The following is a 26,362-nucleotide window of genomic DNA, read 5'->3' on the forward strand; positions in this document are numbered from 1 at the left end:
GCTGTGGGGGGACGGGGGTCAGCGGTGACGGTGGATCCCGCCGTCAGGACGGGGTTCGCTGGTGCAGCAACTCCTCGACCCCTCGTCCGCGGATCGAGGCGTCGAGGACCTGGGCGGTGTGTGCCAGCGCGATGTCGCCGCCGGCGCGGGTCACCGAGGCGGCGACCTGCATGAGGCATCCGGGGTTGGCGGTGACGAGCAGCCTCGCCCCGGTGGCCAGTACGGTGCGGGCCTTGCGGTCGCCGAGTTCGGTGGCCGGCCCGGGGTGCAGGATGTTCCAGATGCCCGCCGAGCCGCAGCAGATCTCCGGTTCGGCGATTTCCCGCAGCTCGAGCCCGGGGATGTCGCGCAGCAGCCGGCGGGGCTGCGCGCGGACGCCCTGGGCGTGGGCCAGGTGGCAGGCGTCGTGATAGGCGACCGTCACCGGTAGCGGGTGCCGGATGGCGACCGGGCCGAGCTCGACCAGCACCTCGGAGAGGTCGCGGACCCTGCCGGCGAAGTCGGCGGCAAGCGCCGCGTACCGGGGGTCGTCGCGCAGCAGGTCGCCGTACTCCTTGAGGGTGGAGCCGCAGCCGGCCGCGTTGACCACGAAGTAGTCGATGCCGGCGGCGGCGAACGTGTCCAGCATGCGGCGGGCGAAGCGGCGTGCCTCCTCCTCCCGTCCGTTGTGCGTGCTCAGTGCCCCGCAGCAGCCCTGCCGGTCGGGCAGGATCACCACGTCGCAGCCCTCGGCGGCGAGCACCCGGGCGGTGGCGGCGTTCGCCTCGGGAAAGAAGGCGCCCTGCACGCAGCCGGTGAGCATGCCGACCACGGCCCGCCGGGTGCCGGCGGCGGCCACCCGCTGCGGCGGGCGGGCGGCCCGGCCGAGCCGGGGGGCCAGTGACTCCACCGTCGCCAGGGTGGGTGCCAGCCGGCGCAGCAGCCCGCTGCGGCGGATCAGGCGGGGCAGGCCGGTGGCCTGGTACGCCCGCAGCGGTCCGCGCAGCAGCCGCAGCCGCCTCCGGTACGGGAAGAGCGCGAAGATCGCCGCCCGCAGCGCCCGGTCCCGGGTGCCGCGTCGGTGCCGGCGTTCGACCTGCTGGCGGGTGGCTCCGATGAGCCGGTCGTACTGGACGCCGGAGGGGCAGGCGGTCACGCAGGACATGCAGCCGAGGCAGCGGTCGAAGTGGGTGGCCATGGAGTCGGTGAGCGGTTCGCCTTCCAACCCTTGCTTCATCAGGTAGATCCGCCCGCGTGGCGAGTCCATCTCCTCGCCCCACAGCACGTAGGTCGGGCAGGTGGGCAGGCAGAAGCCGCAGTGCACGCAGTCCCCGACCAGCTCGGCAGATGGCGGGTGGTGCTCGTCGAAGGCGCCGACGCCGGGCGGCTGAGCGGCCGCGCCGAGCACGTCCCGGGGACCGCTGGCCGGCCGGCTGCCGCCGGGCGCGGTGACCGGGGTCGGGCCGGGCTGCTGGGGGATGCTCATCAGATCCCTCCCACGAATCGGCCGGGCGCCAGCCGGGCGTCCGGGTCGAAGCGATGCTTGACCCGGCGCATCAGTTCCAGGCCGTGGACCGGTCCCCACAGGTCGATCCGGTCCCGCAGGGGCGCGGGTGCGGTGAGCACCACCGTGTGCCCGCCGACGGCTGCGGTCGTCGTGCGGAGCGCGTCCACCAGGCCGGCGACCCGCTCCGGGTCGGATGCGCCGGGCAGGCCGGCGTAGAGGACACCGACGCCGGCCGAGCCGCGCAGCGCCAGCGGCAGGTCGTGCCGGTCGGCCGCCGCGCGGGCATCGCTGAGCAGCCGGGGTACGCCGGCCAGCGCGGTGGTCAGCTTCAGGCCGACGTCCCCGTCGCGCCACGGATAGCGTGCCCAGCCGTCGGGCGGCTGGTCGGTGTCGGTGGCGTCGGCGCCGAGCAGGCGGCGGGCCGCGCCGGCCCGGGCGGTCACCCCGGCCGGGGTGCCCTGCAGCAGCACGGTGACGGTCGCTCGGTCGCCGGCCGGGGCGTCCACCTCCAGCGCGGTGGGTACGAGCTGGGCCGCCCGTATCGTGGCGGCCAGGCGGCCGGCCTCGGCCGGGTCGTCCACGGCGCAGGAGACGTATACGGCGGCGGCGGGCAGCGGGTGCAGCCGGAACGCGCACTCGGTGATCAGCCCCAGCGTGCCGTACGCGCCGGTGACCAGCTTGCCCAGGTCGTAGCCGGCGACGTTCTTGACCACCTTGCCGCCGGCGTGCGCCACCACCCCGTCGGCGCGTACCAGGGTGACCCCGATGAGCAGGTCGCGGACGGTTCCGTAGAGCATGCGGCGGGGGCCGCTGGTGTTGGTGGCGACGGCGCCGCCGACGGTGCCGCCGGGCAGCGGTGCGTCGAGGGCGAGTTGCTGCCCGGCGCCGGCCAGGGTGGCCGGCAGCTCGTCGAGGCGGGTGCCGGCGCGGACCACGGTGATGAGGTCGCCGGCGGCGTGCTCGAGCACCCCGGTCAGGGCGGTGGTGTCGAGGATCAGGTCGAGTCGTCGGGGTGGACTCCCCCAGTCCTGCTTGGTGCCGCCACCGCGGAACGTGACGGCCAGGTCGAGCGCGGCTGCCGCGCGCAGCAGGGAGGCGGCCTGGCCGGTGTCGCGGGGGACGGCGACGTACCGGGCCGCGACCCCGGCGACGGTGTCGTGCTCGCCGGCGGGGCGGACGACCTCGGCGGCGGCGCGGAGCTGGCCGAGGGTCCGGTCGGCGGGCATCAGAACACCTCCGCCAGGCCGGCCTCCTGCGCCGGGTGGACCCCCTTGCGTCGGCCCGGCACCTCGCCGCAGAGGCGGGGGGTCGGGAAGACCTTGCCGGGGTTGGCCAGCCCGTCCGGGTCGAACGCGCAGCGCAGCAGCTGCATGGTGTCCAGGTCGTCGTCGGTGAACATGCGGGGCATGTACTTCGCCTTGTCCATGCCCACGCCGTGCTCCCCGGTGATCGAGCCGCCGTGGGTGATGCAGAGGTCGAGGATCGCGCCGGAGACCTCCTCGGCGCGGACGGTCTCGCCGTCGACGGCGGCGTCGAAGAGGACCAACGGGTGCAGGTTGCCGTCGCCCGCGTGGAAGACGTTCGCCACCCGGATGCCGCGCTCGGCGGAGAGCTCGCCGATGCGGCGCAGCACCTCCGGCAGGGCGGTCCGCGGAATCACCCCGTCCTGAACGATGTAGTCCGGGCTGATCCGCCCCACGGCGGCGAACGCGGACTTGCGCCCCTTCCAGAACAGCGCCCGCTCGGCGTCGTCGGCGGCGATCCGGATCTCGAACGCCCGGTTCTCCCGACACAGACTCTCCACCTGCGCGAACTGGGCGTCGACCTCGGGTTCGGGCCCGTCCAGCTCGACGATCAGCACCGCCCCGGCGCCGGGCGGGTAGCCGCAGTGCACCGCCGCCTCGGCTGCCTCGATGGCCAGGGCGTCCATCATCTCCACCGCCGCCGGCACCACCCCGGCCGCGATGATCGCCGAGGTCGCGGCACCGGCCTGGTCGGTCGTCTCGAACGCGGCGAGCAGGGTGCGCACCGACTCGGGCAGCCGGGTCAGCCGGACGGTCACCTCGGTGGCGATGCCGAGGGTGCCCTCGGAGCCGACGAACGCGCCGAGCAGGTCGTAGCCGGGGGCGTCGGGGGCGCGTCCGCCGAGGCGTACCCGGTCGCCGTCCGGGGTGACCAGCTCGACGCCGAGGACGTGATTGGTGGTGAAGCCGTACTTCAGGCAGTGAGCGCCGCCCGAGTTCTCCGCGACGTTGCCGCCGATGGAGCAGATCTGCTGGCTGGACGGGTCCGGCGCGTAGTAGTAGCCGTGCGGGGTGGCGGCCCGGGTGATCGCCAGATTGATGACGCCGGGTTGCACCACCGCCCGCTCGTCGTCCGGCGCGATCTGCAGGATGTCCCGCATCTGCGAGGTGACCACGAGGACGCCGTCGGCGTGGGGCAGGGCGCCGCCGGAGAGCCCGGTGCCGGAGCCGCGGGCCACGAACGGCGTGCCCGCGGCGACGCAGGCCCGCACGACGGCGGCGCACTGGTCCGCGTCGGCTGGGAGCGCCACCAGCGCGGGGATCACCTTGTACTGGGCCAGGCCGTCGCACTCGTAGGTGCGTAGCTCCTGCCGGTCGCTGATCACCCGGTCGGCGCCGATGGCGGTCCGCAGGGCGGCGGCGAGAGCGTCGAGGTCCGTCGTCGTCGGGCTCATCGCCACCTCCACCGTCGCGTCGGTCGTCGGTCAGGGCATCCGTTCGTACGCGGGCACAGTCAGGAAGTCGGCGAAGTCGTCGGCGACGGCGACCTCCATGAACAGCGCCCGGGCCTCGGCGTAGTCACCGGGAGCGCCGGGCAGTTTGCCTATCTCCTCGTCGGCGATCCGTTCGACCAGCTCCCGGGTGACCCGTTCACCGGTGTCGTCGAGGGTGACGTCGTTGTGCAGCCACTGCCACACCTGGCTGCGGGAGATCTCCGCGGTGGCCGCGTCCTCCATCAGGTTGTAGATGGCCACCGCGCCGGAGCCGCGCAGCCAGGTGGCCAGGTACTGCACGCCGACGCTGACCGCGTTGCGCAGCCCGTCCTCGGTGTGCTGCCCGGGGGTGGAGCGGACGTCGAGCAGTTCGGCGGCGGTCACCCGCACCTCGTCGCGGGTGCGGTCGAGCTGGTTGGGCCGGTCACCGAGGACCTGGTCGAAGACCTCCCGGCAGATCGGCACCAGGTCGGGGTGGGCGACCCAGGAGCCGTCGAACCCGTCGCCCGCCTCCCGCGTCTTGTCGTCGCGGACCTTCGCCAGCGCCGTCTCGTTGACCTGCGGGTCGCGGCGGCTGGGGATGAACGCGGCCATCCCGCCGATGGCGTGCGCCCCGCGCCGGTGGCAGGTCCGCACCAGCAGTTCGGTGTAGGCGCGCATGAACGGCACGGTCATGGTCACCGAGTTCCGGTCGGGCAGCAGGAAGTCGGCGCCCCGGGTGCGGAACTTCTTGATCACGCTGAACATGTAGTCCCAGCGGCCGGCGTTCAGCCCGGCGGAGTGTTCGCGCAGCTCGTAGAGGATCTCGTCCATCTCGAACGCGGCCGGGAACGTCTCGATCAGCACGGTGGCCCGGATGGTGCCGCGCGGGATGCCGAGGCGCTCCTGCGCGAGCAGGAAGACGTCGTTCCACAGTCGGGCCTCGAGGTGGCTCTCCATCTTGGGCAGGTAGAAGTAGGGTCCGGCGCCGCGGTCGAGCTGCCGGCGGGCGCAGTGGAAGAAGTAGAGGCCGAAGTCGACGAGGCTGCCGGAGGTGCGTTCGCTGTCGACGAGGATGTGCTTCTCGGTGAGGTGCCAGCCGCGCGGCCGGACCACGATGGTGGCCAGCTCGCCGTCGTGCAGGGCGTACTGCTTGCCGTCGGGCGAGGTGAAGTCGAGTTTGCGGTCGATCGCGTCGCGGAGGTTGAGCTGGCCTGCGATGACGTTCTCCCAGAGCGGGGTGTTGGCGTCCTCGTGGTCGGCCAGCCACACCTTCGCCCCGGAGTTGAGCGCGTTGATGGTCATCTTCGCGTCCGTCGGGCCGGTGATCTCCACCCGGCGGTCGACCAGGCCCGGCGCGGGATCGGCGACCCGCCAGTCGGACTCGCGGATCTTCCGGGTCTCGGGGAGGAAGTCGAACAGCGCGCCTGTGGCGAGTTCGGCCTCGCGCCGCCTGCGCCGGTCGAGCAGTTCGCGGCGGCGGGCGTCGAAGGCGCGGTGCAGGTCGGCGAGGAAGCTCAACGCTTCGGGGGTGAGGATCTCGTCGTACCGGGGGTGCATCGGCCCGGTGACCTCGATGCCGGCAGTGTTGGCCATCGACTCGCTCCTCACCGTGATATGTGTCGCGATCTATCCGGTGGCGCTTCAGCCGACTGTAGTTCTCGCTGGTCATGGCCGCGAGTTGAGCGACGGCACAGTGGCTGGGAACGGTCGGTCCACTGCGGCGAGCGGTGCCTGGTCTGCGGCGAGCGGCGAACGGCCGGGGTCGGGACGGCACATCGTCAACGACCAACCACTACAAGATTGGCAGGGCACGCCCAGCCCCGATGGGCAGGCTCAGCCGCCATGACACGGGTTGCTGCCGGGGGACGCCTTTCGCAACGGCTCGACGCCAACCAGGGGGACGCCGAGCCATCCGGTCACAGCGGTGACGGGTCGTCGCGCAGCCGGCTGTAGAGCCACCCGTCACGCCAGGCGCCGGCCCGGAACTCGCAGGCCCGCAAGACCCCCTCCAACTGGAAGCCGGCCTTCTCCAGCGACCGCTGCTCGGCGGCGTTCTCGGCATGGGTGCTGGCCTGAATGCGCTGCGCCGGGGTGTAGCTGAACAGGTAGTCGCAGAGCAGCGCCTGGGCCCGCCAGCCGAGACCCCGGCTGCGCCACTCGGGCAGCAGCACGATGCCGATCTCCCAGTACGGCGCCCGCCCGCCGCCCTGGTGCTGCAGGTAGCTGAGGTAGCCCGCCGGGACGTCCGGGGGCTCGACCTGGACGATCAGGCCGCCGACCTGCTCGCCGAGATAGCCGTCCTCGGCGAAGCGGCGGGCCGGCGCGGCGGCGTCCCGGAAGCCGGCCCAGTCGAGCCCGATCAGCCCGGGTTCGACCGCGAACCGGCGCAACATCGCCAGATCGTCCTCGGCCACCGGGCGCAGTCGTACGGTCGAGCCGGGCGCCTCGTGCACGACGCCGACCACCAGCGGATGGGAACTGTCCATCTCCCGCACCGTAGTGACGGGCCGGGCCGCCCGCTGCCCCGGGCCGGCGGCCGTCAGGCGGTGGCGCAGCGTTCCCGCAGGGTGACCACGCCAGGGCCGGTGAGCTCGTCGCAGGACACGGCGTCCGCCACCCGTAGCCCCTTGATGACGCGGTACCGGGCCCAGTCGTCGGCGAGGGCGGCTCGCTCGGTGTGCGTGAGTGCCTACAGTGCTTCGCGGGACGGAGCAGTGTCCTCGATCATGACGAGCACCCCACTGATGTCGCCCTGCCCCCGGTCAAGATCGGCAGGACAGGCCCTAAGGTCTCCGGCGCAGGTAGGTCTCGGCCAAGTGGCGAAGGCGTGTCCTGTCGAAGCTGTGCCCGTGGCCGGGATGAACGACGGACACGTCGAGGTCGGCGAGGAACTCCATGCTTCGCCGGTAGGCAGCCACGTCGGAGTTCGGCAGGTTGTCGATCAAGGCACCGTCGTAGATGACGTCGCCGGAGTACAGGGTCCCGGTGCGTTCCTCCAGCAGGGCGACGCTTCCCGGTGTGTGGCCGGGAAGGTGGAGCACAGTCAGTGCTCGCCCGCCCAGGTCGATCCGGTCGCCGTCGTCAAGCATCCGATGCAGCGTCATCGGTTCGATCCGGTAGGAAGCCGGGTCGTAGCCGGGACCGGGCGAAGTGTCGATCATGAGCTCCGGGGCAGGTTCTCCCGCTGCGTCGATTCCGAGTTTGTCGTAGAGCTCCGCGCCGTACAGGCTCGCCGGTACGCCCGCCGCCAGGAGCCCCGCCTCGGCGGGATGGGCGGCCCGGTCACCGAACTCAGGCGCCCCACCGACATGATCCAGGTGCGCATGGGTGAGCACCACCATCGGATCCCGCTCGAACAGGCCCGGAATCGCCTCCCGCAACGCGACGACACCGAGCCCGGCGTCGACCACGATGTCACGATCGTTGCCGCGTAACCACCAGAAGTTCGCCGACACCAACTCGTTGACGTGCGGTTCCGAAATCCGGATGACATCACCAGCCACTTCGGCCCGCGCGTACCAGTCGACCATGTCCACATCGATCCACTCGACGACTTCCTCGCTTACACCGGACTGCCCCTCCGACCCCCATGCAACCGGGGCGTTCAACGACTTCACTCCCCCGCTAGAGGGAGCGCGTCCCCCGCTACTGGGAGGACATCCCGGTCGGTCGCCACAGAGCATTGCTCCATGACCATCAGGCCTTGCTCTGTCAGTCCCGGCCCCCGGTCACCGGCTCCTGCGGTCCGGCCGTCGGCGGTGGCCTGCTTGGTGTTCGTCGTCGCCGAGGTGACCCTGCGGGCGTACTGGATCTCGGGTGGCCGGTGGGGGTACACCGTCTGCGACCGCACCAATCTGGTCGACCCGACCGGCGGATGCGGCGCGAACCGGATCGAGACACTGCCGTTCTGGGCGGGTTGGGGAGCGGTGGGAGTGGGTGCCGCCCTCGCGGTGCTGGTCGTGTGCGCGGTCCGGTTCCCCGGCCGCTACTCGGTCGCCGGCAGTTGGGCGGCTGCCGCGCTGCTCCTGGTCCTGTCCTTCCCGCTGCATCTGCTCTTCGAGGTCCCAGCGGCGTTGGCGGGGCGACCCTCGGACTGGCGGGACCTCGGCGCCCGGCTCGCGCTGGCGGCCGGCGGTCTGCTGTTCGCCGGGCTTGCGGACGCCTGTGGTCTCCGGCGCGGAGCGCGGGCGGCCGGATACCAGCCGGTGCCGCGGTGGACCCGCCGCTGGGCGTACGTTGCGGTCGCTCTGCCGGTGGTGGGTTGGGCCGTGCCGCACGGGCTGTGGGTACTCGGCGTTCCGTTTGGAATTCCGCAGCGGGAGTTGAATGACATCCACCGGAGCCTCTCGAACTGGACCGGCGTGGCGATCACCGTCGTCCCGCCACTCGCCGGCCTGCTCGTTCTCGGGTTGATACAACGCTGGGGGCAGCGGTTCCCACGCTGGGTACCGGGACTACACGGTCGCCAGGTTCCCCGGCTCCTGGCGGTGATCCCCGCCGGGGTGGTGGCGCTCGCGCTGGTCACCTACGGCGTCCTGAGCGTCGCGGTGCTCGTACGGCAGATCCTCGCCGGCGACACGCACTGGTCGGACGTGCGTGAGGGATGGGCGGTAACCGCCACCCTGCTGGTATTCCTCTGCTGGGGAGTGGTACTCGGCGTCACCACCACCGGCTACGCCATCACCACCCGGCCTCATCAGGAGCGGGCCACCAACACCGAACCCTCGCCCTGCCCCCGCGGGTAGGCCTCCCTGCCTCGACGGGATCAGCGCCCGACGGCGTACCGCACATGAACGGCGTACGGCGATTGGTGGACCGAGAGGATTTTGAGGTCGATGTCGCGGTCGAAGCCCTCGAAGAGCCTCTTCCCCCGGCCGAGGACGACCGGGGCGGTGGTGATGCCGAGCTCGTCGACCACCCCGGCCGTGAGCGCCTGCCGGATGATGTCGGCGCCCCCGCCGATGGCGACGCCGCCGTCCCCGGCGGCCCGGCGGGCCGCCGCGAGCGCTTCCTCGAACCCGTCGACCATGAGGAAGCCGGTGTCCGGGTCGGGCTGGTCCGCGGTGCGGTGGGTGAGCACGACCATGGTGCCGTCGAACGGGTTCCGGCCGCCCCAGGCGCCGGCGCTGTCGTACATGCCCCGGCCGCACAGGCCGGCGCTCGTCCCGTCGAGCAGCGCGTCGAAGTAGGCGCGGTCATCGTCGGTCATGCCGGCGCCGGGTTCGCGTTCGGTCTCGTAGGTCCACGGTCCGCCCATCACCCAGTAGTGGAGCCGCTCGCCGCCGATGCCGAGCCCCTGGCCCTCGTGATCGTCGGGACCGGTGATGTAGCCGTCCAGTGACACGGTGATGGCGGCCTTCACGGGGCCGCGCCGTCCGGTGGGACTCATGGTTCCTCCTCTGACCAGCGGTGCAGCGCAGCAGCCAACTGGGCCAGCGCGCCGTGGGCGGCGTCGAACAGGGCGAGCTTCCGCGGGAAGTTGTGGATGAGTCCCTGGTACCGGGCTGCGGTGACGGGGACGCCCGCCGCGAGCAGCGCGGCGGCGTACCGTTCCCCCTCGGCGGACAACAGGTCGAGCTCGGCGGTGATGACCACGGCGGGCGGCAGGCCGGTGAGGTCGGCCCGCAGGGGGTCCAGATCCGGCTGCGTACGGTCCACGCCGGGTGGGGCGAACGCGTCCCAGAAGAACCGCATCTCCTCCCGGTCCAGGCCGTAGTCGTCCAGTGCCGGGTAGTCGGCCGCGGGGTCGATGACCGGGCAGACGAGGAGTTGACCCGCGAGCTGGATCCCGGCGTCGCGGGCACGCCGGGCGGTCACCGCCGCCAGGTGCCCTCCCGAGGAGTCACCGGCCACGGCTGTCCGGCGCGGGTCGAGGCCGTGCCGCGGCGCCTCCGGCCCGCGCAGCCAGGTGAGCGCGCGCAGCATGTCGTCCAGCGGGGCCGGGTACGGATGCTCGGGGGCGAGCCGGTAGTCCACGGAGAGCACGGCCCAGCCGGACGCGGCCGCCAGGTGCCGGCAGAGCCCGTCGTGGGTGTCCACGCTGCCCATCACCCAGCCTCCGCCGTGCGCGAAGAGGACCACCGGCAGCGCGTCGTCATCTCCGTCGCGGTAGAGGCGGGCGGGCACGCCGCCGGCGTCGACGGTCAGCACGGACCGGATCGCCGGTCCGCTGCCCACCTCGGCGGGGGTCGCCTGGACCATGCTGAGCCGTGCCGCCGGCAGGTTGGCGCGGGTGAGCGGGACACGCTGCTGGACTCGCATCGCCGCCCGCGCCTGCGGGTGGAGCCGGCTGGGGTCCACCCGGTCAGTATCGCTGGCCCGGTGGATGTCAGTGTCGCCGACACGGCGGTGCCGGACGGACGAAGAGGCGGCTACGGTCCGGAGTGTGGACGAGCTTCTGCCGGCGCTGCCGGAGGACTGGGACCGCTGTCTCGCGGTGGCCGCGCACCCCGACGATCTTGAGTACGGTGCGGCCTCGGCGATCGCCCGCTGGACCGGTCAGGGCAAGCAGGTCACCTACCTGTTGGCCACCCGGGGCGAGGCCGGGATCGACGCGATGCACCCGGACCAGGCCGGGCCGTTGCGCGAGGCCGAGGAGCGCGCCGGGGCTCGCGAGGTCGGCGTACACGTCGTGGAGTTCCTCGACCACCGCGACGGCGTCGTCGAGTACGGTCCGGACCTGCGCCGCGACATCGTGCGGGCGATCCGCCGGCATCGGCCCGACGTGATCGTCTCGGGCGCGTTCACCGTCCGCATGGTGGGCGGTATGACCAACCAGGCCGACCACCGCGCGGTGGGACTGGCGACGCTGGACGCCGCCCGCGACGCGGGCAACCGGTGGATCTTCCCGGAACTGGTGGACGAGGGGCTGCCGCCCTGGGGCGGTGTGCGCTACGTCTGCTTCGGCGGCGCCGAACGCCCCACGCACGGCGTGGACGTCACCGGTGAACCGTTGCGGCGCGGCATCGCCTCACTGGCTGCGCACGCGGAATACACCCAGGGCCTGGGGGTTGCCGGACCTGAACCCGGGCCGTTCCTGACCTGGGCGGCCCGCCAGGGCGGGCCGGCGCTGGGCGTCGAGGAGGCGGTCCTGTTCGACGTGCACACCCTCACCTTCGAGGGCCCACCACCCTGGATCTGAGCCCTGCCGCAACGTTCTGGATCGTCAGCGTGTCCACGAGGACAGGTGTCATCTGCCGCAGGCGGAGCGCCGACCCGTACGCGGTGTTCACCAGCTTATTCCGGCCGCCACCGGCAGGTGGTCGCTGCCGGTGGCCGGCAGCAGCCACGAGCGTTCCGGCTGCACGCCTCTGACCAGGATCTGGTCGATCCGCACCATCGGAAACTGTGCCGGCCAGGTGAAGCCGAAGCCGTTTCCGGCTGCGTCCTGAACCGGGCGCAGCTGCGAGGTGATGCTGGCGAACGCGCGGTCGTCCATGGTGCCGTTCAGGTCGCCGAGCAGCACCACCCGCTGGTTCTGCTCGGCGGCGACGGCCTCGCCGAGCGCCTGCGCGTTTCTGTCCCGGTGGGCCGTCCAGAAGCCCGCCCTGGGGTTCACCCGCGCGGACCCCAGATGGGCTACATACACCGCCAGCGGACCCCGGTCCGTCGTCACCGTGGTACGCAACGCCCGGTTGTAGGACAGCTTGACGTCGGCCGGCTTGGTGTCGGCCAACGGCCCGTAGTCCATCTTGGTGTCGACCGGCTGGCTGTCCGACAGCGGCAGCTTGCTCCACAGCCCAACCGTCCCCTGCACCGTGTGGTAGGGGTACGCCCTCGCCAGCTCGTTCTCGTACGTACCCAGGTCCTGCGGGGTCAGCTCCACCAGGGCCAGCACGTCGGCTCCGGAGGCGGCCAGGTCGCGGGCGGTGCCGGCCGGGTCGGAATTGCCGGCCCCGACGTTGTGCTCGGCCACGGTGAGGTCGCCGCCCGGGTGGGACTTGTCGCCGAGCAGCCCGCCGAAGAGGTTCAACCACACGATGGCCGGCAGCAGCAGCGCGGCCACCGCGGAGGCGGAGCGGCGCCACAGCGCCCCGATCAGCAGTACGGGGATGAACAGACCGAACCACGGCAGGAAGGTCTCCACCAGGCTGCCGAGGTTCCCGATCCGGTTCGGGATCTGCGCGTGCAGCAGCATGAGCAGCCCGAGCAGCAGCGCCAGCACCACGAGCACCCGGCCGCGCTTCCAGGGGCCCGGCCGGGAGGCGGCGCGTATCGCCCGGCGGAGGTGCGAGCGCCAGGTCCCGCTGCCGGTGTCCCGGCGGCCAACGCCACCCTGCCCGGTCTCCCCCGTGTCCACCTGCGTCATCGCCTGTCCTCGCTCACCGCCGGCTGCATCCTCGGGCCCTGGATGGGGTCGGCATTCATTCTCGGGCAGCAGCCGTCGTCGATCGCTTCCGGGCAGCCCTCGGCGTACGACCAAGATCGCGGACCGCGGGCGCGGGCAAGCGTCCAGGGTTGGCCACACCCGGACGTGCCGAATTCGGTCAGTGTGTGTGGGTCTCCCACGCCGGCCGCTGGGGCTCGTCGTTGTGCACGATGATGTTGGCGTGATCGGTCGGGCGGACCGTTGCGAAGTAGAGCTGTTGGGAGGGGATGTAACGCTCGCGCCAACGGCGTTCGACGTCAGTTCGCGACAACACCCGGCGTTCCCGGATGGCGGCACGATCCACGGTCTTCTCGAGTGCCGTCGACACGAAGATGCGCAGGTCCCACCGATCGATCAGTTCCGGGCGCATGAGGAAGACGCCGTCGAAGATCAGCACGGCGCCGGCGGGGGCGGTCGTGACCGGTGGGGACAGCGCGGTGTCCGCGGTGCGGTCGTAGACCGCGTGTTGGAAGCGCCGGTCTCCGCCCGGGCCGAGTGGGTCGAGCAGGACCCGGTTCAGCGCGCCGTAGTCGTGGGTGTCGAAGTAGCAGCCCTCGGCCGAGTACTCGCCGCGCGGATAGCGCTGCGCCCGGGGGAAGAGGAAATCGTCGATTGTCGCGCGGATGACGTCGCGGCCCTGTCCACGCAAGACGACCGCCAGCTCGTCGGCGAGGGTGGTCTTGCCCGCGGCGGGCGCCCCATCGATGGCAACCCGCGTCGGGTGTGGGGCTGTGACGGAGCCGACCGCCTCCGCCAGGCAGCCGAGCAACTCGTCGCGGGTGCCTTGGTCCATGTCCTACCCGTCCTGGTCTCGCGAAGATCGCCATGTCGAGCCGACCTGTGCGCGCCGGCCCTCTTACGCCTGCCGATGCGCCCGGGAGCACGCGTGTCCGTCAGCGACGCCGCGCCTGTGGCCTCGACCGGTTTCCCGGCTTCGCGGCCTGTGTCACGGCCCTGGTCAAGGTGGTGGCCGTCTTCCTGCCGCGCTGGAGTAGTGGACCAGTCCGAGCAGGACAGTGGCCTCCCCGTCGGAGACGATGCGAGTCCTCACGCAATTCGCCGTCTCAGGCCAGCCAGCGGCGGCATTGTCGCCAGTGCAACTGCTCGAATTTACTCGATGAACACCTTCACGGAGTCGGCCAGCCCGTCGTTCCGGTTGATGCCGACAAAGAATTCGCTCCCCACGTGGGTAACATCTTCGATCTCGTCGGTCAGGTTGTTCCCCGGAATTCCGATGTCGCTCTCCACATCGCCTCCAGACCAGTTGTACTGGTACACCCAGTTCCACCCGGTAGTGGGCGTTGAAGTGTTGATTGACTTGGTGTTCCAGATATAGTTCTCAGAGCAGTCAATGCCTTGATCGGAACGATTATCGTGACTCGTCAGGTTGCTCTTTGCCAGCGTCCATCCACTCGCAAGCGCACCAGCGCCGGGATGGGTCCACAGGCTGCCCAATCGTCGGGCCGCATATTTGCCGGCTCCGCCGGCAGCCGTCGCGCTGTAGCAGAGGCCGCTGATGTTGCCTATCGGCAGACGCACTTCCCCGGTTGTGCCGAGGGATCCGTCGGTGTTCAGGCGCACGATTGTCACCTTGTCGCTCAGGAACGCGGATTGGCTCCCTTGGGTGGCGATCAAGGCCGGGCCCTGGCCCAGATAGTTCGGGTTGTAGGCGAGGTCGTTACCGTGGCCGAGTGTGGGGATGGAGGTTGGCGCCCCGGCGCAGATCCAGCTAGTGCCATCCCAGGTTGAGCCGTCGCGCAGCCACCTGGACAGGACCGGCTCCGCTCCGGCCGCCTTGGTGAACACGATGTAGAGCTGGCCGCCTGGCCCTGCCGCCATGCCTTGCATGACCGTGCGACCCGCCTTGCACGCACTGCTGTTCGGGATGTTCAGCCGTTCCGCCCCGCTCCTGTCCGTAGCAGCGTAGGCAGACGCTGCCGGGGCAGTGGCAATTCCAATTGAGAGTGCGAGCACGGACGCGACGCTTGATAGCTTCTTCACTTCGGTGTCTCTCCTCCAAGGGGGGTAAGGCGAGAGCAGCGTATCAGTTGACGTCAACCTTTTTATATTGATTCTCATGGTAGCGAGCGGCGCTTCGCCTACTGATTAGCCTCGATAATTCGTGCCGAGGATCGGCTCCTTCCGCCCGGCAACGCCCAGTCGTCTTCGACCTTTCCGGTGGCAGGGTCAACGATTCCCGGAACGTCAAGGCTGTTCTCCATGTGCTCGTCGAGTGACTGATTCGGCGAGCGGCAGTACGCGGCGATCCTGCTGCCGGGCACCCTACCGGCGGTAGATCACTTCACCCTGAGTCGCGCAGTGTCCGCCAGCAGATGGTCGACGCGGACCGACCTGCCGGCTGACCCGCCTGCCCGAACCGGCGGGCTGATCGCCCGATCAGCCGGGCGGACCGCCGGCCGATATTCCGCCCGAGGTTCACCGATCCGCCGGCGTGGACCCGCCAACCGGCGATCCGGCTTCTTGATCGGCGGCGCCCGGCCGCCGCCCGGGTCGTCGCGACGCCGATAGCCGACTCATCCCTTGCCGCCGAGACCTGCGATTTCGAGAGTGAGCAGGAAGCCGGCCCGTACCGCCGAGCGCGAGGACAACGCACGCCGGCGTGGAAGCCGCCGCGAAGCGGCGGCCCGAGCAGGGACCGGAGGTGACGGTGACGGACACCGCCGGCGTCGACAGTGACTACGGGGGTGACCGTTTTCGAGGAGGACGACGACCTGGAGGCCCTCATCGGGGAGACGGTCGAGTACGACCTTCCCACGGACGAGGAGCAGTGACGTGAGGAGGCACCTGGTACCCGACCTGCGGGCGGCCTGCGAGGAGATCAACACGGGGTCGCCCCACCGCGACCGCTAGTACCAACGGATGGGCGGCCTCACCGGCGACAGCGTCGTCGGCTGCGTAACCAGAACCTAGAGGGGTCGCCGGGTCCACTACTGACATCGGGAGAGTTCTCATGCGGGTGTCCTTCCGTCCGGCTCGGGACGGCTACGCCTTCACCAACGGCTTCACCAACCACATCAAGATCGCCGGCCTGCCGATCACCGACACCAAGGGCCGGTGCGGCGGAATGGCGTTCGCCGCACTGGACCACTGGCACCAGCGCCTGCCGGTGCCCGCCGCCAGTGCCCTGCCGCCGGACGGCAACCCGGTCGCCGACTACATCTACGACCGGTTGATCACCAGCATCGTCGACAACTGGCCGATGTACTTCCAGTTCATGCGAACGCCGGACCATCCGACCACCCTGAGTGGGATCGGCGTGGCCCGGATGACGCGGGAGGAGCAGTTCCCCAAGCTCAAGCAGCTCCTCGACCAGGGGCTCCCGCAGCCGCTGGGCCTGTGTCAGTCCCGCGACCCGGGCGGCTTCGGCAACGACCACCAGGTGGTGGCGTACGGCTACGAAGAGGGCGAGCGGACCCGGATCTTCATCTGGGACAACCGGTACGCCCGCCGGGAGGACGTGCTGGAGTTCAAGACCGCGTATGACCCAGCCGACCGGGTGGTGCGGCAGGGCAACGGCGACCAGTGGCGCGGCTTCTTCGTGGAGCGGTACGCGCCGCGGCTGCCCTGGTACCTCGCCGGTGGGAAGTTGCTCAGCGACCGCTCCGACCCCCGGGTCTATGTGGTGCACGGCGGGGCGAAGTTCTGGGTGACCAGCCCGCAGGAGTTCGACCGGCTGGGGTTGCACTGGAACGAGGTGGTGGAGCTCCCGGACGGGTCGACCTCGTACGTCGCGGACGCACCCGGGGACCGCGTCCTGCTCCGGGAGATCGACCGCGCGGAGGTGTACGTCACCTATGGCGGGCACGGCTTCCACATTCCCGACCCGGACACCCTCGTCCGCCTCGGGTTCAGCTGGGCCGACGTCCGGGTGCTGCCGCGCGACTCGCTGCGGGCGTTGCGTCCGGTGCCGGTGGACGGCACGGTGCTGCGCGAGGAGCACCAGGATCCGGTCTACCTGGTGGCCGATGGGATGCTGCGGCACGTGCCGGACCCGGTCACGTTCACCGCGCTCGGGCTGCGCTGGGATCGGGTCGGTGTGGTGCCGGACGGTTCCCTGGCCGCCCTGCCGAAGGGTAGCCCGCTGCCGGCCTCTCACCTTCCGGCTTGGTCGGAGCGGCCGGCCGGGCAGCTGATCACCCGCGACCACGACGCGGTCGACTACCGGATCGAGGCAGGCGCGAAGCCGGCGGACGAGGTGGAGTTCGTGCTGAACCTGGGCAGCGGCCTGACCTGGCGCAAGGAGCTGGGCCTGCACGCGAAGGACGGGGACTGGACCATCGCGGTGCAGGACAGCAAGCGCACCGACGCCAACGGGCTCTACCGCTACCAGCTCCCCGAGGGACAGCTCCGCCTGCGCAAGGCCAAGCTGTTCGGCGCGGTCACCGGCGTGCTGGAGCTGAACGACCTGGACCGGCTCCCAGCGGGCGCCCGGGTCACCTTCACCTGGGTACGGGACTGATCCGGGCAGCTCCGTTCAGGGCAAGGGCACCAGCACGGTCGTCATCCACCTCCATGCGGCGCCAACCGCGACCGCCTCGCTGATGGCCCGCCGCCGGAAGGCCTACGTCTGGGCCGTTCGGCGGCGGGGCGGCCGCGGGCCGCCGGTGTCACGGCGTGCGCGGCTCCGCAACCTCACCAACTACATCGCCCGATCCCTACTCGAGACAGCAGCTCGCTCAACGGCGCACCCGATAGCGCAGGTGAAGCACCCGGTTGCTCTGAAGCACCACGTCCGGATCCTCCAACAGGTGCTGCGCGTGGACCGACCCGAAGTAGCGCTTGCCGGACCCCAACACGACGGGTACGACGTCCATGCGCACCTCGTCGATCAGGCCCGCGGCAAGCACCTGGCCACCGACGTCGCCAGCGGCGACCTCGACGATGCGGTCACCCGCAAGTTCCTGCGCCTTGGCCACGGCTGCCTCGACGCCGTCGACGAAGTGAAACGGCGCCTCGGGGTCCCAGCCTTCGGGCTCCGGCCGGTGCGTCACGACGACCACGTGGTCGATCCCGCCCGGAGGCTTCCCGTCCCAGCCGTCCGTCATGTCGAAGACGTGGCGGCCGACGACTGTCACCCCGATCTGGTCCCAGTACGGCCGGGTGTAGTCGTAGGACGTCTGCGACACCTTCACCGCGCCGCTCTCGTCCAACGGGACGTCACCGCTGGACAACCAGTCGAACAGCGGTCCGGGCTGGTCATTCTCGTCCGCGACGAAGCCGTCCACCGACACCGAGCTGTACATGACCACCTTGCCCACGACGCGCTCCTCTGCTTTGGGAAGCCCCAAATTAGCGTGTCGTGAGCTGCCGCTCTTGTAAGAAATCAATCGGTCGGCAGCGGCCAGCTGTCCAGCACGTGACCGGGATGTTCGCGCAGGAACCGCCGCCGGATTTCGACGTACCGGGTTGGCGTGAGCCCGGTGAACGCCCGGAACTCGTGGCCGAAGTGGGCCTGGTCGAAGTAGCCTGCGCGACCGGCGAGGTCGCCCCAGTCGATCGGTCTGGCTGGGTCGATCGCGAACACGGTGGCGGTGAAGCGGTAGGTGCGGGCCAGCCGCTTCGGCGTGACGCCGATGAGCTTCTTGAACCGCTGTGCCAGGTGAGTGCTGCTGACACCGGCTGCCACGCTCAGGTCGCCGATCGCCGCCGCCCCGCTGGTCGCCGCGATGACGCTGCTCGTATGGCGGACCAGGCCTAGGCCGGCGGTCTCGCACAGCCGTCGCATCAGCTCCTCCTCGAGCAGCGTCAGCATCTCGTGCGGTCCGTTCGCCATGGCCAGCCGGTCTCGCAGCTCAGCGATGGCGGGCCGGCCCCAGGCCTGCTCCACCGTCACCGGCCGGTCACACAGCTCGGCCGCGGGCATCGGCAGGAACGGCGCCAGCCCCCACGGCTTGAAGTGCACGCCGACGGACCGGGTCCGCAGTGGGTAGCCGAACTCCCACGCGCGGGTGGGCGTGGTGACCACGCAGCCGTCGGCGTACTCGGCCGTCTCGATGTCGGTGCCGGCGCGGATGCGGAACGGCGCCCCGAGGTTGACGATGAGCAACGCCGCCGGCGACACCGGCAGCGTCAGCCGGGCGTACGGCGGCGCACCCTCCAGGTAGTAGAGGTCGTCGATCAGCCGGTCCAGCGGCGGTCGCGGCACTCTGGACACGTACTCCACACCCACAGCATTGCATTGTGAAGAGCCAGCAATAGGCGCTGGCGACATCCTTCCGCCGACCGTCACGCGCGAGCTGTCGACGCTTGGCAGTCGACTGCCGTCCGGGGCACTACCGTGAGGCCCGACCGGCTTCGCGTCCATCGGCGTGGTGGCGAGCAGGGCATTCTTTTGGTCAGCGCCGGCCGGTCTCGGCCGACCGGGTGCTGGACCGACGCCGGGCTGTCTCCGAGCGCGGTTGTGGGTCCGCTTCGTCCGGCCGGTGCTGTTGGAGTCTTGATGCTGGTCGTTGTCCGGTGGCCTCTTCCGCGGTGTCGGAGATCGCGGCGGGCGGGGTGGTGCGGCTCGCTGCGGCGTCTACCAGGTCCGGTAGGTCCCGCCCGCCCACCAGCGGTAGCTCTCGGGTGACCTGCGCGACCGGCCCCGGCTCACCTGCCGGGTCGGTGATTCGGGTTGTGCGGGCCCGGCCCGTGGCGGTTCGCGTGATCGGTGCCGGGCTGCGGGTCGTTGCCGACGGCGCGGGGGCAGGCTGCTCGGCGACGAAGCCCGGCGCGTCCGTGGTAGCCGACGTCTCCCCGCGACCGGTGGCCGACCGGCCTACCGTGTTGCGCGCTGTCCGGCGCGGTGCGGTTGCCGGCAGGAGCGGGGCAAGTTCCGCATGCAGCGCCGCCCAGTCAGAGGCGCGGGACGGATCGGGCTGATCGGTGCTCGAGGTGAGCGGGTCGCCGTCGGTCCGCTTCATCTGCAGGGCGGTACGGTCGGGCGTCTCCGCCTCAGTTCGCTCCGATGGCAGCCGCTCGGCACTGTCTGCCGCCTGCTCGGTGGCCTTCACGTGGTGAACGTCGTCCCCGGCCGCTCGTGGCGCCGCTGAGCGGGCCTCGGCCGCGTGTACTGACGGGGAGTTGGGGACCGTGTCCGGCGCGGGGGCTGCGTCCGGCGCAGGGGCCACCGTGTGCTGCTCGGCGACGCGCACGAGGCCCGCCGGGGTGTCGGCAAGCAGCCGCGCAGCCGAGGCGAGTGCGACGGGGTCGGGCTGACCGGCCCGACGCCACCACCGGCGGCGGCCGCCTGCTGGCAGGTTCCCGGCCAGCACGCGCTCCGGTGCCAGGTCGGCCGCGATGAGGGCGGTAAGCCCGTCGTAGTCCGCCTGCTCGCCCAGCCGGCGGGCGATCTCGTCGAGGTCGTACACCGCCAGAGCGATGTCGGCGGTCGTGGCGTCCAGTGCTCGACGGATCTTGCGGTGCAGGACCTTGCTGAGCGCCGCCTGCCGCCGCTCGCCGCGGATCTGGGTGTGGGCGGCGTCGAGCGAGTCGTACAACCCGAGGCCGGGGTCGGCCTTGGCCAACGAGCGGGCACGGCGGGTCAGCCACGGATGTTGCAACCAGTGTCCGACCGGTTCGTACGCCGGCGTGGTGGGTGGCAACTGTTGTCGGGCGCGCAGCCGGTCCCGCCGCTGGTTCTCGGTGTTCATCAGCCACACCAGATATCCGAGCAGGGACATGCCCGCGTAGAAGCCGCCTTCGAGGTGGTTGGCGTGAGCCAGCCAGTTGAAGACGACCGCCCCAGCGGCGATGGCGGCCGACAGCACGCGCGACAGGATCGCCCGTTCGCCCAGTCGGCGGCGAACATCCGCGTTCGCCAGCACCACGACGCCGCCCAGTTCCAGCGCCCCAACGGCAGGAAGGGCCACGTACCACGGCATGCCGAGCCGCTCCATGGCCCCGGACACCTGGCCACCGAGTGCGACCAGCAGCACGACCACGTAGAACCCGGTACGTAGCACGGCGACCTGTCGCACCGCCTTGGCCAGGCCCGCGTCCCACGTTGATGGCGGGTCAACTCCTGGCGCACCGCCGGCGGCGCCTTGTGTCCCGCCAGTCGGGCTTCCGCCGGTCATCCTGGTCCGGTTCGATTCCTGGAACACGCCGAGCAGGTTCCTCTCTCACTCCGGCCCCGGCCTTGCCGGCGCCGCGGCCGCCTGACCCGGCGGTGCCGCCCGCCGCGTCGCACCGGAGCCCCGCTCCGACTGCCGCCCGTCGTCCGCCGCATGCTACCGGGTGACCGGCCGAATGGGAGATCTCAGACACTACGCCCGGGGACATCGTGGCCCTCACGAGTCGGCCGTGTCAGGCTCTGCGGCTGACGCGGTCCGCTCCACATTCTTGGGTTACGCGCGCTTCCGGCCCTTGTGTCACGATCTTGGCCATGCGTCTTTCGTTCGGCCTGCTCGTTGCATCCGCCGCGGCTGGTGTGCTCTCGGTTGCGGCGGCGCTGCTCGCGATGACAGCCGCGTCGCTGCAGTTCGGCTTGGTCATGCTGCTCGCGCTGCTCGGCTACGTGGTGGCGAGCCGGGGTGCGCGCCGTGTGCGGTGGACCGTCGCCGCCGGTGTCGGGCTGCTGGCCGTGGTGGCGGCGATGAGGCTGTTCTGGTACCAGGAGCAGGTCGATGAAGCAGGCTGGTTGACGTACGGCCAAGGGGTAGCGAAGACGTCCATGTTGACCCGTTGGCGGGAACTCATCGACCGGGAGAGGGTCGCCGCACTGGGTCTGGCGGTTGGCGTTCTCTGTCTCGCGGCCGCCGTGTCGGCGCTACCGTCACGCGGGTAGGCGCCGGGGTATGGCGACGACAGTCCTCGCGCTGCTGCTACTCGCCTGGTTCGGGCTGAGCTTCGCGCGGGGGTTCGGCCGTTCTTCGCTGGTGGACCTGCTCGGGACGGTGTGGCCGGCGCTGCTCGCTGCCCTCGTAACCATGGGGGCCCTTGCGCTGTCGGGGCGGCGGGCCGACCGGCGGTGGCTGCTCCCGGTGGGGTTGGTCCTGCTGTCCCTCGGAGCGGTTCGCGCTTACTCGGATCTCGCCGCGGCATGGTCAGGCTGGTGGGTCATGGCCAAACCTGCCGACGGAACCTTCCTGGCGGTAGGGGTGGCGGTGAGCACGTCAACGGAAGGCTTCCCTCAGGTGTCGCGGGCCATAGAGGCGGCAATCGCGCTCGCCGGTGCGGGACTGGTGGCCGTCGGCGCGTTGCGCAGCTCCCGCGAGGCTGACGCTTCTTAGCTGAGGTTGGGCAGAGTCCATCTGTTGGCGCCGGTGCCCCGATCGGTCCCACCAGCTCGTCCTGCCACGCGCCGTCGGGCAGGCTGTCGTACGGGTTGACCTCGTAGAGCCTGCCGTCATGATCCCAGATTTCCACCGCAGCAGGCTCACACACGTTCGTCAGACAAGGCGGCGCGTTACGGGTAACGGCCGGCCGGCCGGCCCGGCCGATGCCGGCCACAGGTGGCTGGCGCGGGTAACCACAAACGACCACCGGGTTGGTTACGCAGCCCGGCACCGGGGACGGCCCCACGTGTTGTTCACACCGTACGCGGGCACGTTCCCGACGCTGCGCGACCAGCACATCCGGATGCCGGATGTTCCGTTGAGCCCAACCAAAGATACGCGTGCAAATGCGGCCGTCGCCCTCACCGGCCGAACTATGCTTCGGCCCCAGGCCCCCAAATCCTTGGAGAGACGCATGAGCGATGTGAGCATCGGCACCGGCAAAGTGGTCGTGAACAGGGCGATGTCGCTGGACGGGTTCATCGCCGGTCCCGGCCATGCGATGGACTGGATCTTCGAGTACATGACTGCGGTGACGTTCCCGGAGGTTATGACGGCCACGGGTGCCATGCTCATCGGCCGGGGCACCTACGAGGTCGCCAAGCGTATGGCCGACCAGGACACTCCCTACGACGGGGGAACACAGTTCGTCCTCACCCACGAGCCTCCCGACGAGCCGGACCCTACCGTCACGTTCCTCACCTGTGACATCGAGAAAGCCGTTGCCACGGCACGCAGCGCCGCGGGCGGCAAGAACCTGGAGATCCTCGGTGCTGACGTGGCCGCCCAGTGCCTGCAGCACGGGCTCGTCGACGAGATCCTGGTGTATGTCCTACCGGTGCTGCTCGGCGACGGTGTCCGCTTCTCGCCCCCAAGCCTCGACAGGATCGACCTGGAACCTTTCAGCAACACCCAGTCGGGCGCCGTCACCATGCTCCGTTTCCGCGTACGAAAGTAGGCGCAGCCTCCAGCAGCTGACACCAGCGCGCAACGGACACCCTGACGTCAGGTGCTCTGACCAGAAACGCTGACAGTGTCGATTCAGTGGGTGGTCAGGCAGCGCGGCGGGCGCGGCGGCGGGCTCGGATGAAGGCTGCATCGCCGCGTACGCCACCCCACCAGGACCACGGGACGCTGGTCACGTACCGGCCGATCGACGCGAAGACCGGCGCGGCGTCCGCGTCGCGGCCAGTGCGCGCCAGCCCGTACGCCAGGAAGTTCACGTCGTTGAGCCAGTCGGCGTGGCGGGTGGCAGGCTGGTGGAACCACCGGGACAGCGCGTTGTCGAGATCGGACTGCATGACCGCATCCTGCCGCCACCGCTGGCCGATGTCGTCGGCCGTGATACCTGGAGCTTCCCGTTCCTGCTCCCACAGCGCCCACTCGGCGGCGGCCCGCACCGGCAGCACGTGCAGCGGCGAGCCCGCAGGCGCTGCGGCGGCGACCGACCGCGCGAAGCCGAACATGGCCTCGTGCGAGCCGCTCCATTTCCTGCAGTGGTAGGTCAGCTTGAGTGTGTGCCCGTCCCGGTGCCAGCGGTCTCGCCGGGTAAGTTCACGCCACGTCTGCTCGACGTCCTCCCGTGGCGCGCTCTGGTCGATCATGAGGCGCAGCCGGCTCGCCCATGGCGTGGGGTCCTCGGGTGCGAGCCGCGTTGCAAGATCGTTCACCTGACCCGCCAGGTGCAGCAGGCGGCTGAACTCAGCCCACCGCTCTGGACGGACGTTGGCGGCCCAGTCCCCGCCGCGCACCTCCCAGGCTCGCGCCATCAGGGACTGAGCACGTACGAGCTGAGCATCGGGGTTGCTGGGTGAGTCCGCCGCCCAGCGGTCGGTCCAGGCGGCCTCGGTGTCGACCCGACCGGTCGTGCGGTCGACTCGGGATCCCAGCCCATGTGCGGTCGATTCGGCGAGTACGCGGACGTAGCGCGCCCGACGGTCGTAGTCCCCCCGGGTGGCAGCCAAGGCCTTACGGGCCGGCCCGATGTCGGTGCCGTACCGCGCTTCCATGCACGCCTCGCGCAGCACTACGTCGTCCTGAGCCAGGTTGGTATCGATCTGGCGGGTGAGCAGCCGCCACACGGTCGGAATCATAACGAAGGATGGTAAGCATCAGCTGGCGTCCGCCTCAGGTCTGGATCCGCTTCCGCGCGAGCCTCTGACGGCCGTCCACTACCGGTCGCGGATGTGGCTACTCCCTTTGGCTGCTCGCCCTATCACCGGGCAGTCGACACGTAGCGGACGTGTACGGGATCCAAGGTTGCCCTCCAGATAGCACGTTCTTAGTGATCTCTTAACCCGCACACGGCAAGACTTCGGATGACATCGATGCGTTCGTGTCGCCAACCCGAAGAGAGGGGTCCTTGATGCGTATCCGTGCCATTGGTGTGCCGCTGCTGGTCACCGCGCTGGCCGTGGTAGCGGTTCAACCAGCCGCCTCGGCGGCCACCGCCAGTTTCGGGCCGAGGACCGACTATCCGGCTGGCTATTCGCCGTTCTCCATCGCCGTCGGCGATCTCAACCGCGACGGCATGCAGGACATGGCAGTCGCCAACCAACTCGGCAACACCGTGTCGATCCTGACCAGTACCAGCGAGGGTGTGCTGCAACCGATGCCGGAGGTCAGCACCGGGAGCCGTCCGCTCACCGTCGCAGTCGCTGACATCGACGGCGATCATCGCCCCGATCTCGTGACCGCCAACAACGGCGAGGGCACCAACGGCCACAGCATTTCCATCGCGATCGGACGGGGCGACGGCCGGTTCAAGACGCCCCGACACCTCGACCTGGGCGGATCCAGCGGACCGTGGGGAATCGTCGCCGAGGACTTCGATGACGACGGCCACATCGACCTGGCCGTCACACTCTCCAGCCGCTCACAGATCCAGATACTGGCAGGAAACGGCCGCGGCGACTTCACCCCCGGCCAGATCCTCGATGCCTCGTACGGCTCCCTCGCCGATCTGCGCACCGCCGATCTCAATCTCGACGGCGTTGCCGATCTCGTCGCCAGCGTGCCGTTCTCGAGCGACGTGCTGATCTCGCTCGGCCGGGCCGGCGGGACCTTCGACCCGTTGCAGCGCATCGACGTCATCAACGCTACGAGCAACGTGGTGGTTGACGACTTCACCTCCGACGGCATCCCCGACATCGTCGTCGCTCGTACCAACAGCTACTCCGACAGCGCCTGGCTGATGGTCGGTAACGGCGACGGCACCTTCGGCGACCTGCGCACCGTGCCGGTGCGCTGGGCGGAGACGTCGACCAGCGGAGACTTCGACGGCGACGGCCACCAGGACCTGGCCTTCGCCGTGTCGTCGGTGGTGTTCGTACTGCTCGGCAACGGTGACGGCACGTTCCAAGAGCCGCTGGAACTGGCTGTGGACGGGGATCCAGGCATCCCCAACAGCGCCGACTTCAACGCCGACGGCAAGGACGACCTGGCGGTGCCGAACGGTGCGGGATCCGTCGGAACCGTGTGGCTGTACCTGACCAACTGAGCCCAGCATCGACGCTCGGCCCTGACGCGGTCCGGGACGGCCGCCGTCCCGGACCGCGACGACGAGTTGGCCCACCGATAGGTCGTGGCCGCAGTTCGGAAGAGCGCGCTCACCGGGCCGTGATGCCCGAACAGTCTGCGGCCGGCGGCAGCGCTGGATACCGCTCGTGCCCGCTCAAAGCCTCTGCGTGCCACGACTGCCGGCCCACGGACGGCCCGGCCAGCAGCCCCACAGGAACGGGCCGAAGAAGTCCGAGCTACGGGTCGAAGCCGCGTGGCCCCGGCCGAGCCCGTCGGCTGGCAGGTTGCAGATCAAGCTAGTCCTGCTGCGGTGCCAGGCTGCGTAGAACGTCGAACTCGTTGCCCTCGGGGTCGGCCATGACCACCCAGTTGCGCCCCGATCCCTGGCCTACATCCCTGGTGGTGGCGCCAAGGCTGAGCAACCTGGTCACCTCATCCTCGGTGCTTCCGTCGATGGGGCTGACGTCGAGGTGAAGCCGATTCTTGACGGTCTTGCCCTCGGGTACCCGGATGAACTGCAGGGTTGGCGGCATCTGACGGGCCCGCACATCCTCGACGGTCGGCACCCAGGAACCGATCTCGACCCTGCCCTCGCCCCGATCGATCACCGTGAAGTCCAGGACCGCGCACCAGAAGGCCGCGAGCCTTTCCGGATCACGGCAGTCGACGACCAACTCCGTAAACCTACTTGTCACGACTCTCCTAGATGATCAGGTGCGCGCAGAGAAGTTCTCGGGTGCCGGGCCAAAATACCTTGATCACTGTCGCCGTGGCTTCCCCGCACTGCGGCGAGCTGACGGTCGTGCCGGGCCTCGCCGGCCGGACGACGAGCCGTTCAGGGTGCGGCCCTCTTCTCGGAATCCTTGGAGTTCAGGAAGAGTTCGAGGGCTTCGACGACGAGGCGGTGGTCGTCGAGTTGGGGTAGTCCGGAGACGGTGACGGTGCCGACCGGGCCGGTGCCTTTGAGGATGATCGGGAAGCAGCCGCCGTGT

General features: G+C 70.4%; 24 protein-coding genes and 1 pseudogene. 7 read left to right on the plus strand and 18 right to left on the minus strand.

Annotated features, from left to right (window positions below):
- Nucleotides 1-43: 43 nt before the first annotated feature.
- From ABZW14_RS09280 to ABZW14_RS09305, 6 genes are all read right to left on the minus strand, one after another.
- Nucleotides 44-1,465, minus strand: coding sequence for a heterodisulfide reductase-related iron-sulfur binding cluster (locus ABZW14_RS09280; RefSeq protein ID WP_355342339.1), 1,422 nt, complete (start codon nt 1,463-1,465; stop codon nt 44-46).
- A complete protein-coding gene (locus ABZW14_RS09285; protein ID WP_355342342.1) occupies nt 1,465-2,712 on the minus strand; it encodes an FAD-binding oxidoreductase in 1,248 nt (415 codons plus the stop codon). The genes ABZW14_RS09280 and ABZW14_RS09285 overlap by 1 nt, the downstream gene beginning before the upstream one ends.
- Nucleotides 2,712-4,184, minus strand: coding sequence for an FAD-linked oxidase C-terminal domain-containing protein (locus ABZW14_RS09290; protein ID WP_355342345.1), 1,473 nt, complete (start codon nt 4,182-4,184; stop codon nt 2,712-2,714). The genes ABZW14_RS09285 and ABZW14_RS09290 overlap by 1 nt, the downstream gene beginning before the upstream one ends.
- A gap of 30 nt (nt 4,185-4,214) precedes the next feature.
- Nucleotides 4,215-5,798 carry a malate synthase A gene (gene aceB / locus ABZW14_RS09295; RefSeq protein ID WP_355342348.1) on the minus strand — a complete coding sequence of 528 codons (1,584 nt, stop codon included), beginning with the start codon at nt 5,796-5,798 and terminating at the stop codon, nt 4,215-4,217.
- A 323-nt stretch (nt 5,799-6,121) separates the two neighbouring features.
- Nucleotides 6,122-6,691: a GNAT family protein gene (locus ABZW14_RS09300; protein WP_355342351.1), complete on the minus strand. Its 570-nt coding sequence runs from the start codon at nt 6,689-6,691 to the stop codon at nt 6,122-6,124.
- A gap of 297 nt (nt 6,692-6,988) precedes the next feature.
- Nucleotides 6,989-7,735, minus strand: coding sequence for an MBL fold metallo-hydrolase (locus ABZW14_RS09305; RefSeq protein WP_355342354.1), 747 nt, complete (start codon nt 7,733-7,735; stop codon nt 6,989-6,991).
- Nucleotides 7,736-7,972: 237 nt separating this feature from the next.
- Between ABZW14_RS09305 and ABZW14_RS09310 the strand changes: the two genes are divergently transcribed.
- Entirely contained in the window at nt 7,973-8,950 is a 978-nt protein-coding gene (locus tag ABZW14_RS09310; RefSeq protein WP_355342357.1) for a hypothetical protein, read from the plus strand.
- A 20-nt stretch (nt 8,951-8,970) separates the two neighbouring features.
- Here ABZW14_RS09310 and ABZW14_RS09315 read toward each other — a convergent pair whose 3' ends face one another.
- Together ABZW14_RS09315 and ABZW14_RS09320 are read right to left on the minus strand one after the other, a co-directional pair.
- Complete coding sequence (locus ABZW14_RS09315; RefSeq protein WP_355342360.1) at nt 8,971-9,594, minus strand: dihydrofolate reductase family protein; 624 nt, start codon at nt 9,592-9,594, stop codon at nt 8,971-8,973.
- Complete coding sequence (locus ABZW14_RS09320; protein WP_355342363.1) at nt 9,591-10,505, minus strand: alpha/beta hydrolase; 915 nt, start codon at nt 10,503-10,505, stop codon at nt 9,591-9,593. Before ABZW14_RS09320 ends, ABZW14_RS09315 begins: the two co-directional genes overlap by 4 nt.
- Nucleotides 10,506-10,590: 85 nt before the next feature.
- On the opposite strand from ABZW14_RS09320, the gene ABZW14_RS09325 reads away from it, so the two are divergent.
- Complete coding sequence (locus ABZW14_RS09325; protein ID WP_355342366.1) at nt 10,591-11,346, plus strand: PIG-L deacetylase family protein; 756 nt, start codon at nt 10,591-10,593, stop codon at nt 11,344-11,346.
- A gap of 87 nt (nt 11,347-11,433) precedes the next feature.
- Here the strand turns inward: ABZW14_RS09325 and ABZW14_RS09330 are convergent, their stop codons facing one another.
- The 3 genes from ABZW14_RS09330 to ABZW14_RS09340 form a co-directional block, all read right to left on the minus strand.
- Nucleotides 11,434-12,513: an endonuclease/exonuclease/phosphatase family protein gene (locus ABZW14_RS09330; protein WP_355342369.1), complete on the minus strand. Its 1,080-nt coding sequence runs from the start codon at nt 12,511-12,513 to the stop codon at nt 11,434-11,436.
- 178 nt (nt 12,514-12,691) lie between these two features.
- The gene (locus tag ABZW14_RS09335) at nt 12,692-13,366 is read right to left on the minus strand and encodes a cytidylate kinase family protein (RefSeq protein ID WP_355342371.1); all 675 of its coding nucleotides are present in this window, start codon (nt 13,364-13,366) and stop codon (nt 12,692-12,694) included.
- A gap of 317 nt (nt 13,367-13,683) precedes the next feature.
- Nucleotides 13,684-14,421: a hypothetical protein gene (locus tag ABZW14_RS09340; RefSeq protein ID WP_355342374.1), complete on the minus strand. Its 738-nt coding sequence runs from the start codon at nt 14,419-14,421 to the stop codon at nt 13,684-13,686.
- A 1,123-nt stretch (nt 14,422-15,544) separates the two neighbouring features.
- On the opposite strand from ABZW14_RS09340, the gene ABZW14_RS09345 reads away from it, so the two are divergent.
- Nucleotides 15,545-17,053, plus strand: a complete 1,509-nt coding sequence (locus ABZW14_RS09345) for a hypothetical protein (protein WP_355342377.1) — start codon at nt 15,545-15,547, stop codon at nt 17,051-17,053.
- Between the two features lie 217 nt (nt 17,054-17,270).
- On the opposite strand, the gene ABZW14_RS09350 is transcribed toward ABZW14_RS09345, so the two are convergent.
- The 3 genes from ABZW14_RS09350 to ABZW14_RS09360 form a co-directional block, all read right to left on the minus strand.
- A complete protein-coding gene (locus tag ABZW14_RS09350) occupies nt 17,271-17,852 on the minus strand; it encodes a dihydrofolate reductase family protein (RefSeq protein WP_355342380.1) in 582 nt (193 codons plus the stop codon).
- Nucleotides 17,853-17,917: 65 nt separating this feature from the next.
- On the minus strand, nt 17,918-18,748 hold the full coding sequence (locus tag ABZW14_RS09355) for a helix-turn-helix domain-containing protein (protein ID WP_355342383.1): 831 nt from the start codon (nt 18,746-18,748) through the stop codon (nt 17,918-17,920).
- Nucleotides 18,749-18,929: 181 nt separating this feature from the next.
- The gene (locus tag ABZW14_RS09360) at nt 18,930-20,516 is read right to left on the minus strand and encodes a hypothetical protein (RefSeq protein ID WP_355342386.1); all 1,587 of its coding nucleotides are present in this window, start codon (nt 20,514-20,516) and stop codon (nt 18,930-18,932) included.
- A 443-nt stretch (nt 20,517-20,959) separates the two neighbouring features.
- Between ABZW14_RS09360 and ABZW14_RS09365 the strand changes: the two genes are divergently transcribed.
- The gene (locus ABZW14_RS09365; RefSeq protein WP_355342389.1) at nt 20,960-21,361 is read left to right on the plus strand and encodes a hypothetical protein; all 402 of its coding nucleotides are present in this window, start codon (nt 20,960-20,962) and stop codon (nt 21,359-21,361) included.
- A gap of 10 nt (nt 21,362-21,371) precedes the next feature.
- The gene (locus ABZW14_RS09370; RefSeq protein WP_355342392.1) at nt 21,372-21,806 is read left to right on the plus strand and encodes a hypothetical protein; all 435 of its coding nucleotides are present in this window, start codon (nt 21,372-21,374) and stop codon (nt 21,804-21,806) included.
- A gap of 261 nt (nt 21,807-22,067) precedes the next feature.
- On the opposite strand, the pseudogene ABZW14_RS09375 reads toward ABZW14_RS09370, so the two are convergent.
- Nucleotides 22,068-22,167: pseudogene (locus ABZW14_RS09375) on the minus strand (integrase); the annotation flags it as partial.
- Between the two features lie 99 nt (nt 22,168-22,266).
- Here ABZW14_RS09375 and ABZW14_RS09380 point away from each other — a divergent pair.
- Nucleotides 22,267-22,809 (plus strand): dihydrofolate reductase family protein, encoded by a 543-nt coding sequence (locus ABZW14_RS09380; protein ID WP_355342395.1) that lies wholly within the window; start codon nt 22,267-22,269, stop codon nt 22,807-22,809.
- Between the two features lie 94 nt (nt 22,810-22,903).
- On the opposite strand, the gene ABZW14_RS09385 is transcribed toward ABZW14_RS09380, so the two are convergent.
- Nucleotides 22,904-23,944, minus strand: coding sequence for a DUF4034 domain-containing protein (locus ABZW14_RS09385; RefSeq protein WP_355342398.1), 1,041 nt, complete (start codon nt 23,942-23,944; stop codon nt 22,904-22,906).
- 272 nt (nt 23,945-24,216) lie between these two features.
- Here ABZW14_RS09385 and ABZW14_RS09390 point away from each other — a divergent pair, with 272 nt between their 5' ends.
- Nucleotides 24,217-25,350, plus strand: coding sequence for a VCBS repeat-containing protein (locus tag ABZW14_RS09390; protein WP_355342401.1), 1,134 nt, complete (start codon nt 24,217-24,219; stop codon nt 25,348-25,350).
- Between the two features lie 316 nt (nt 25,351-25,666).
- Here ABZW14_RS09390 and ABZW14_RS09395 read toward each other — a convergent pair whose 3' ends face one another.
- Together ABZW14_RS09395 and ABZW14_RS09400 are read right to left on the minus strand one after the other, a co-directional pair.
- Complete coding sequence (locus ABZW14_RS09395; RefSeq protein ID WP_355342404.1) at nt 25,667-26,065, minus strand: VOC family protein; 399 nt, start codon at nt 26,063-26,065, stop codon at nt 25,667-25,669.
- Nucleotides 26,066-26,205: 140 nt separating this feature from the next.
- Nucleotides 26,206-26,362, minus strand: a 157-nt coding sequence (locus tag ABZW14_RS09400; protein ID WP_355342434.1) for a heme-binding protein, incomplete at its 5' end; no start/stop codon positions are given.

This window comes from Micromonospora sp. NPDC004551 (assembly GCF_040609975.1).
Lineage (GTDB): Bacteria > Actinomycetota > Actinomycetes > Mycobacteriales > Micromonosporaceae > Micromonospora.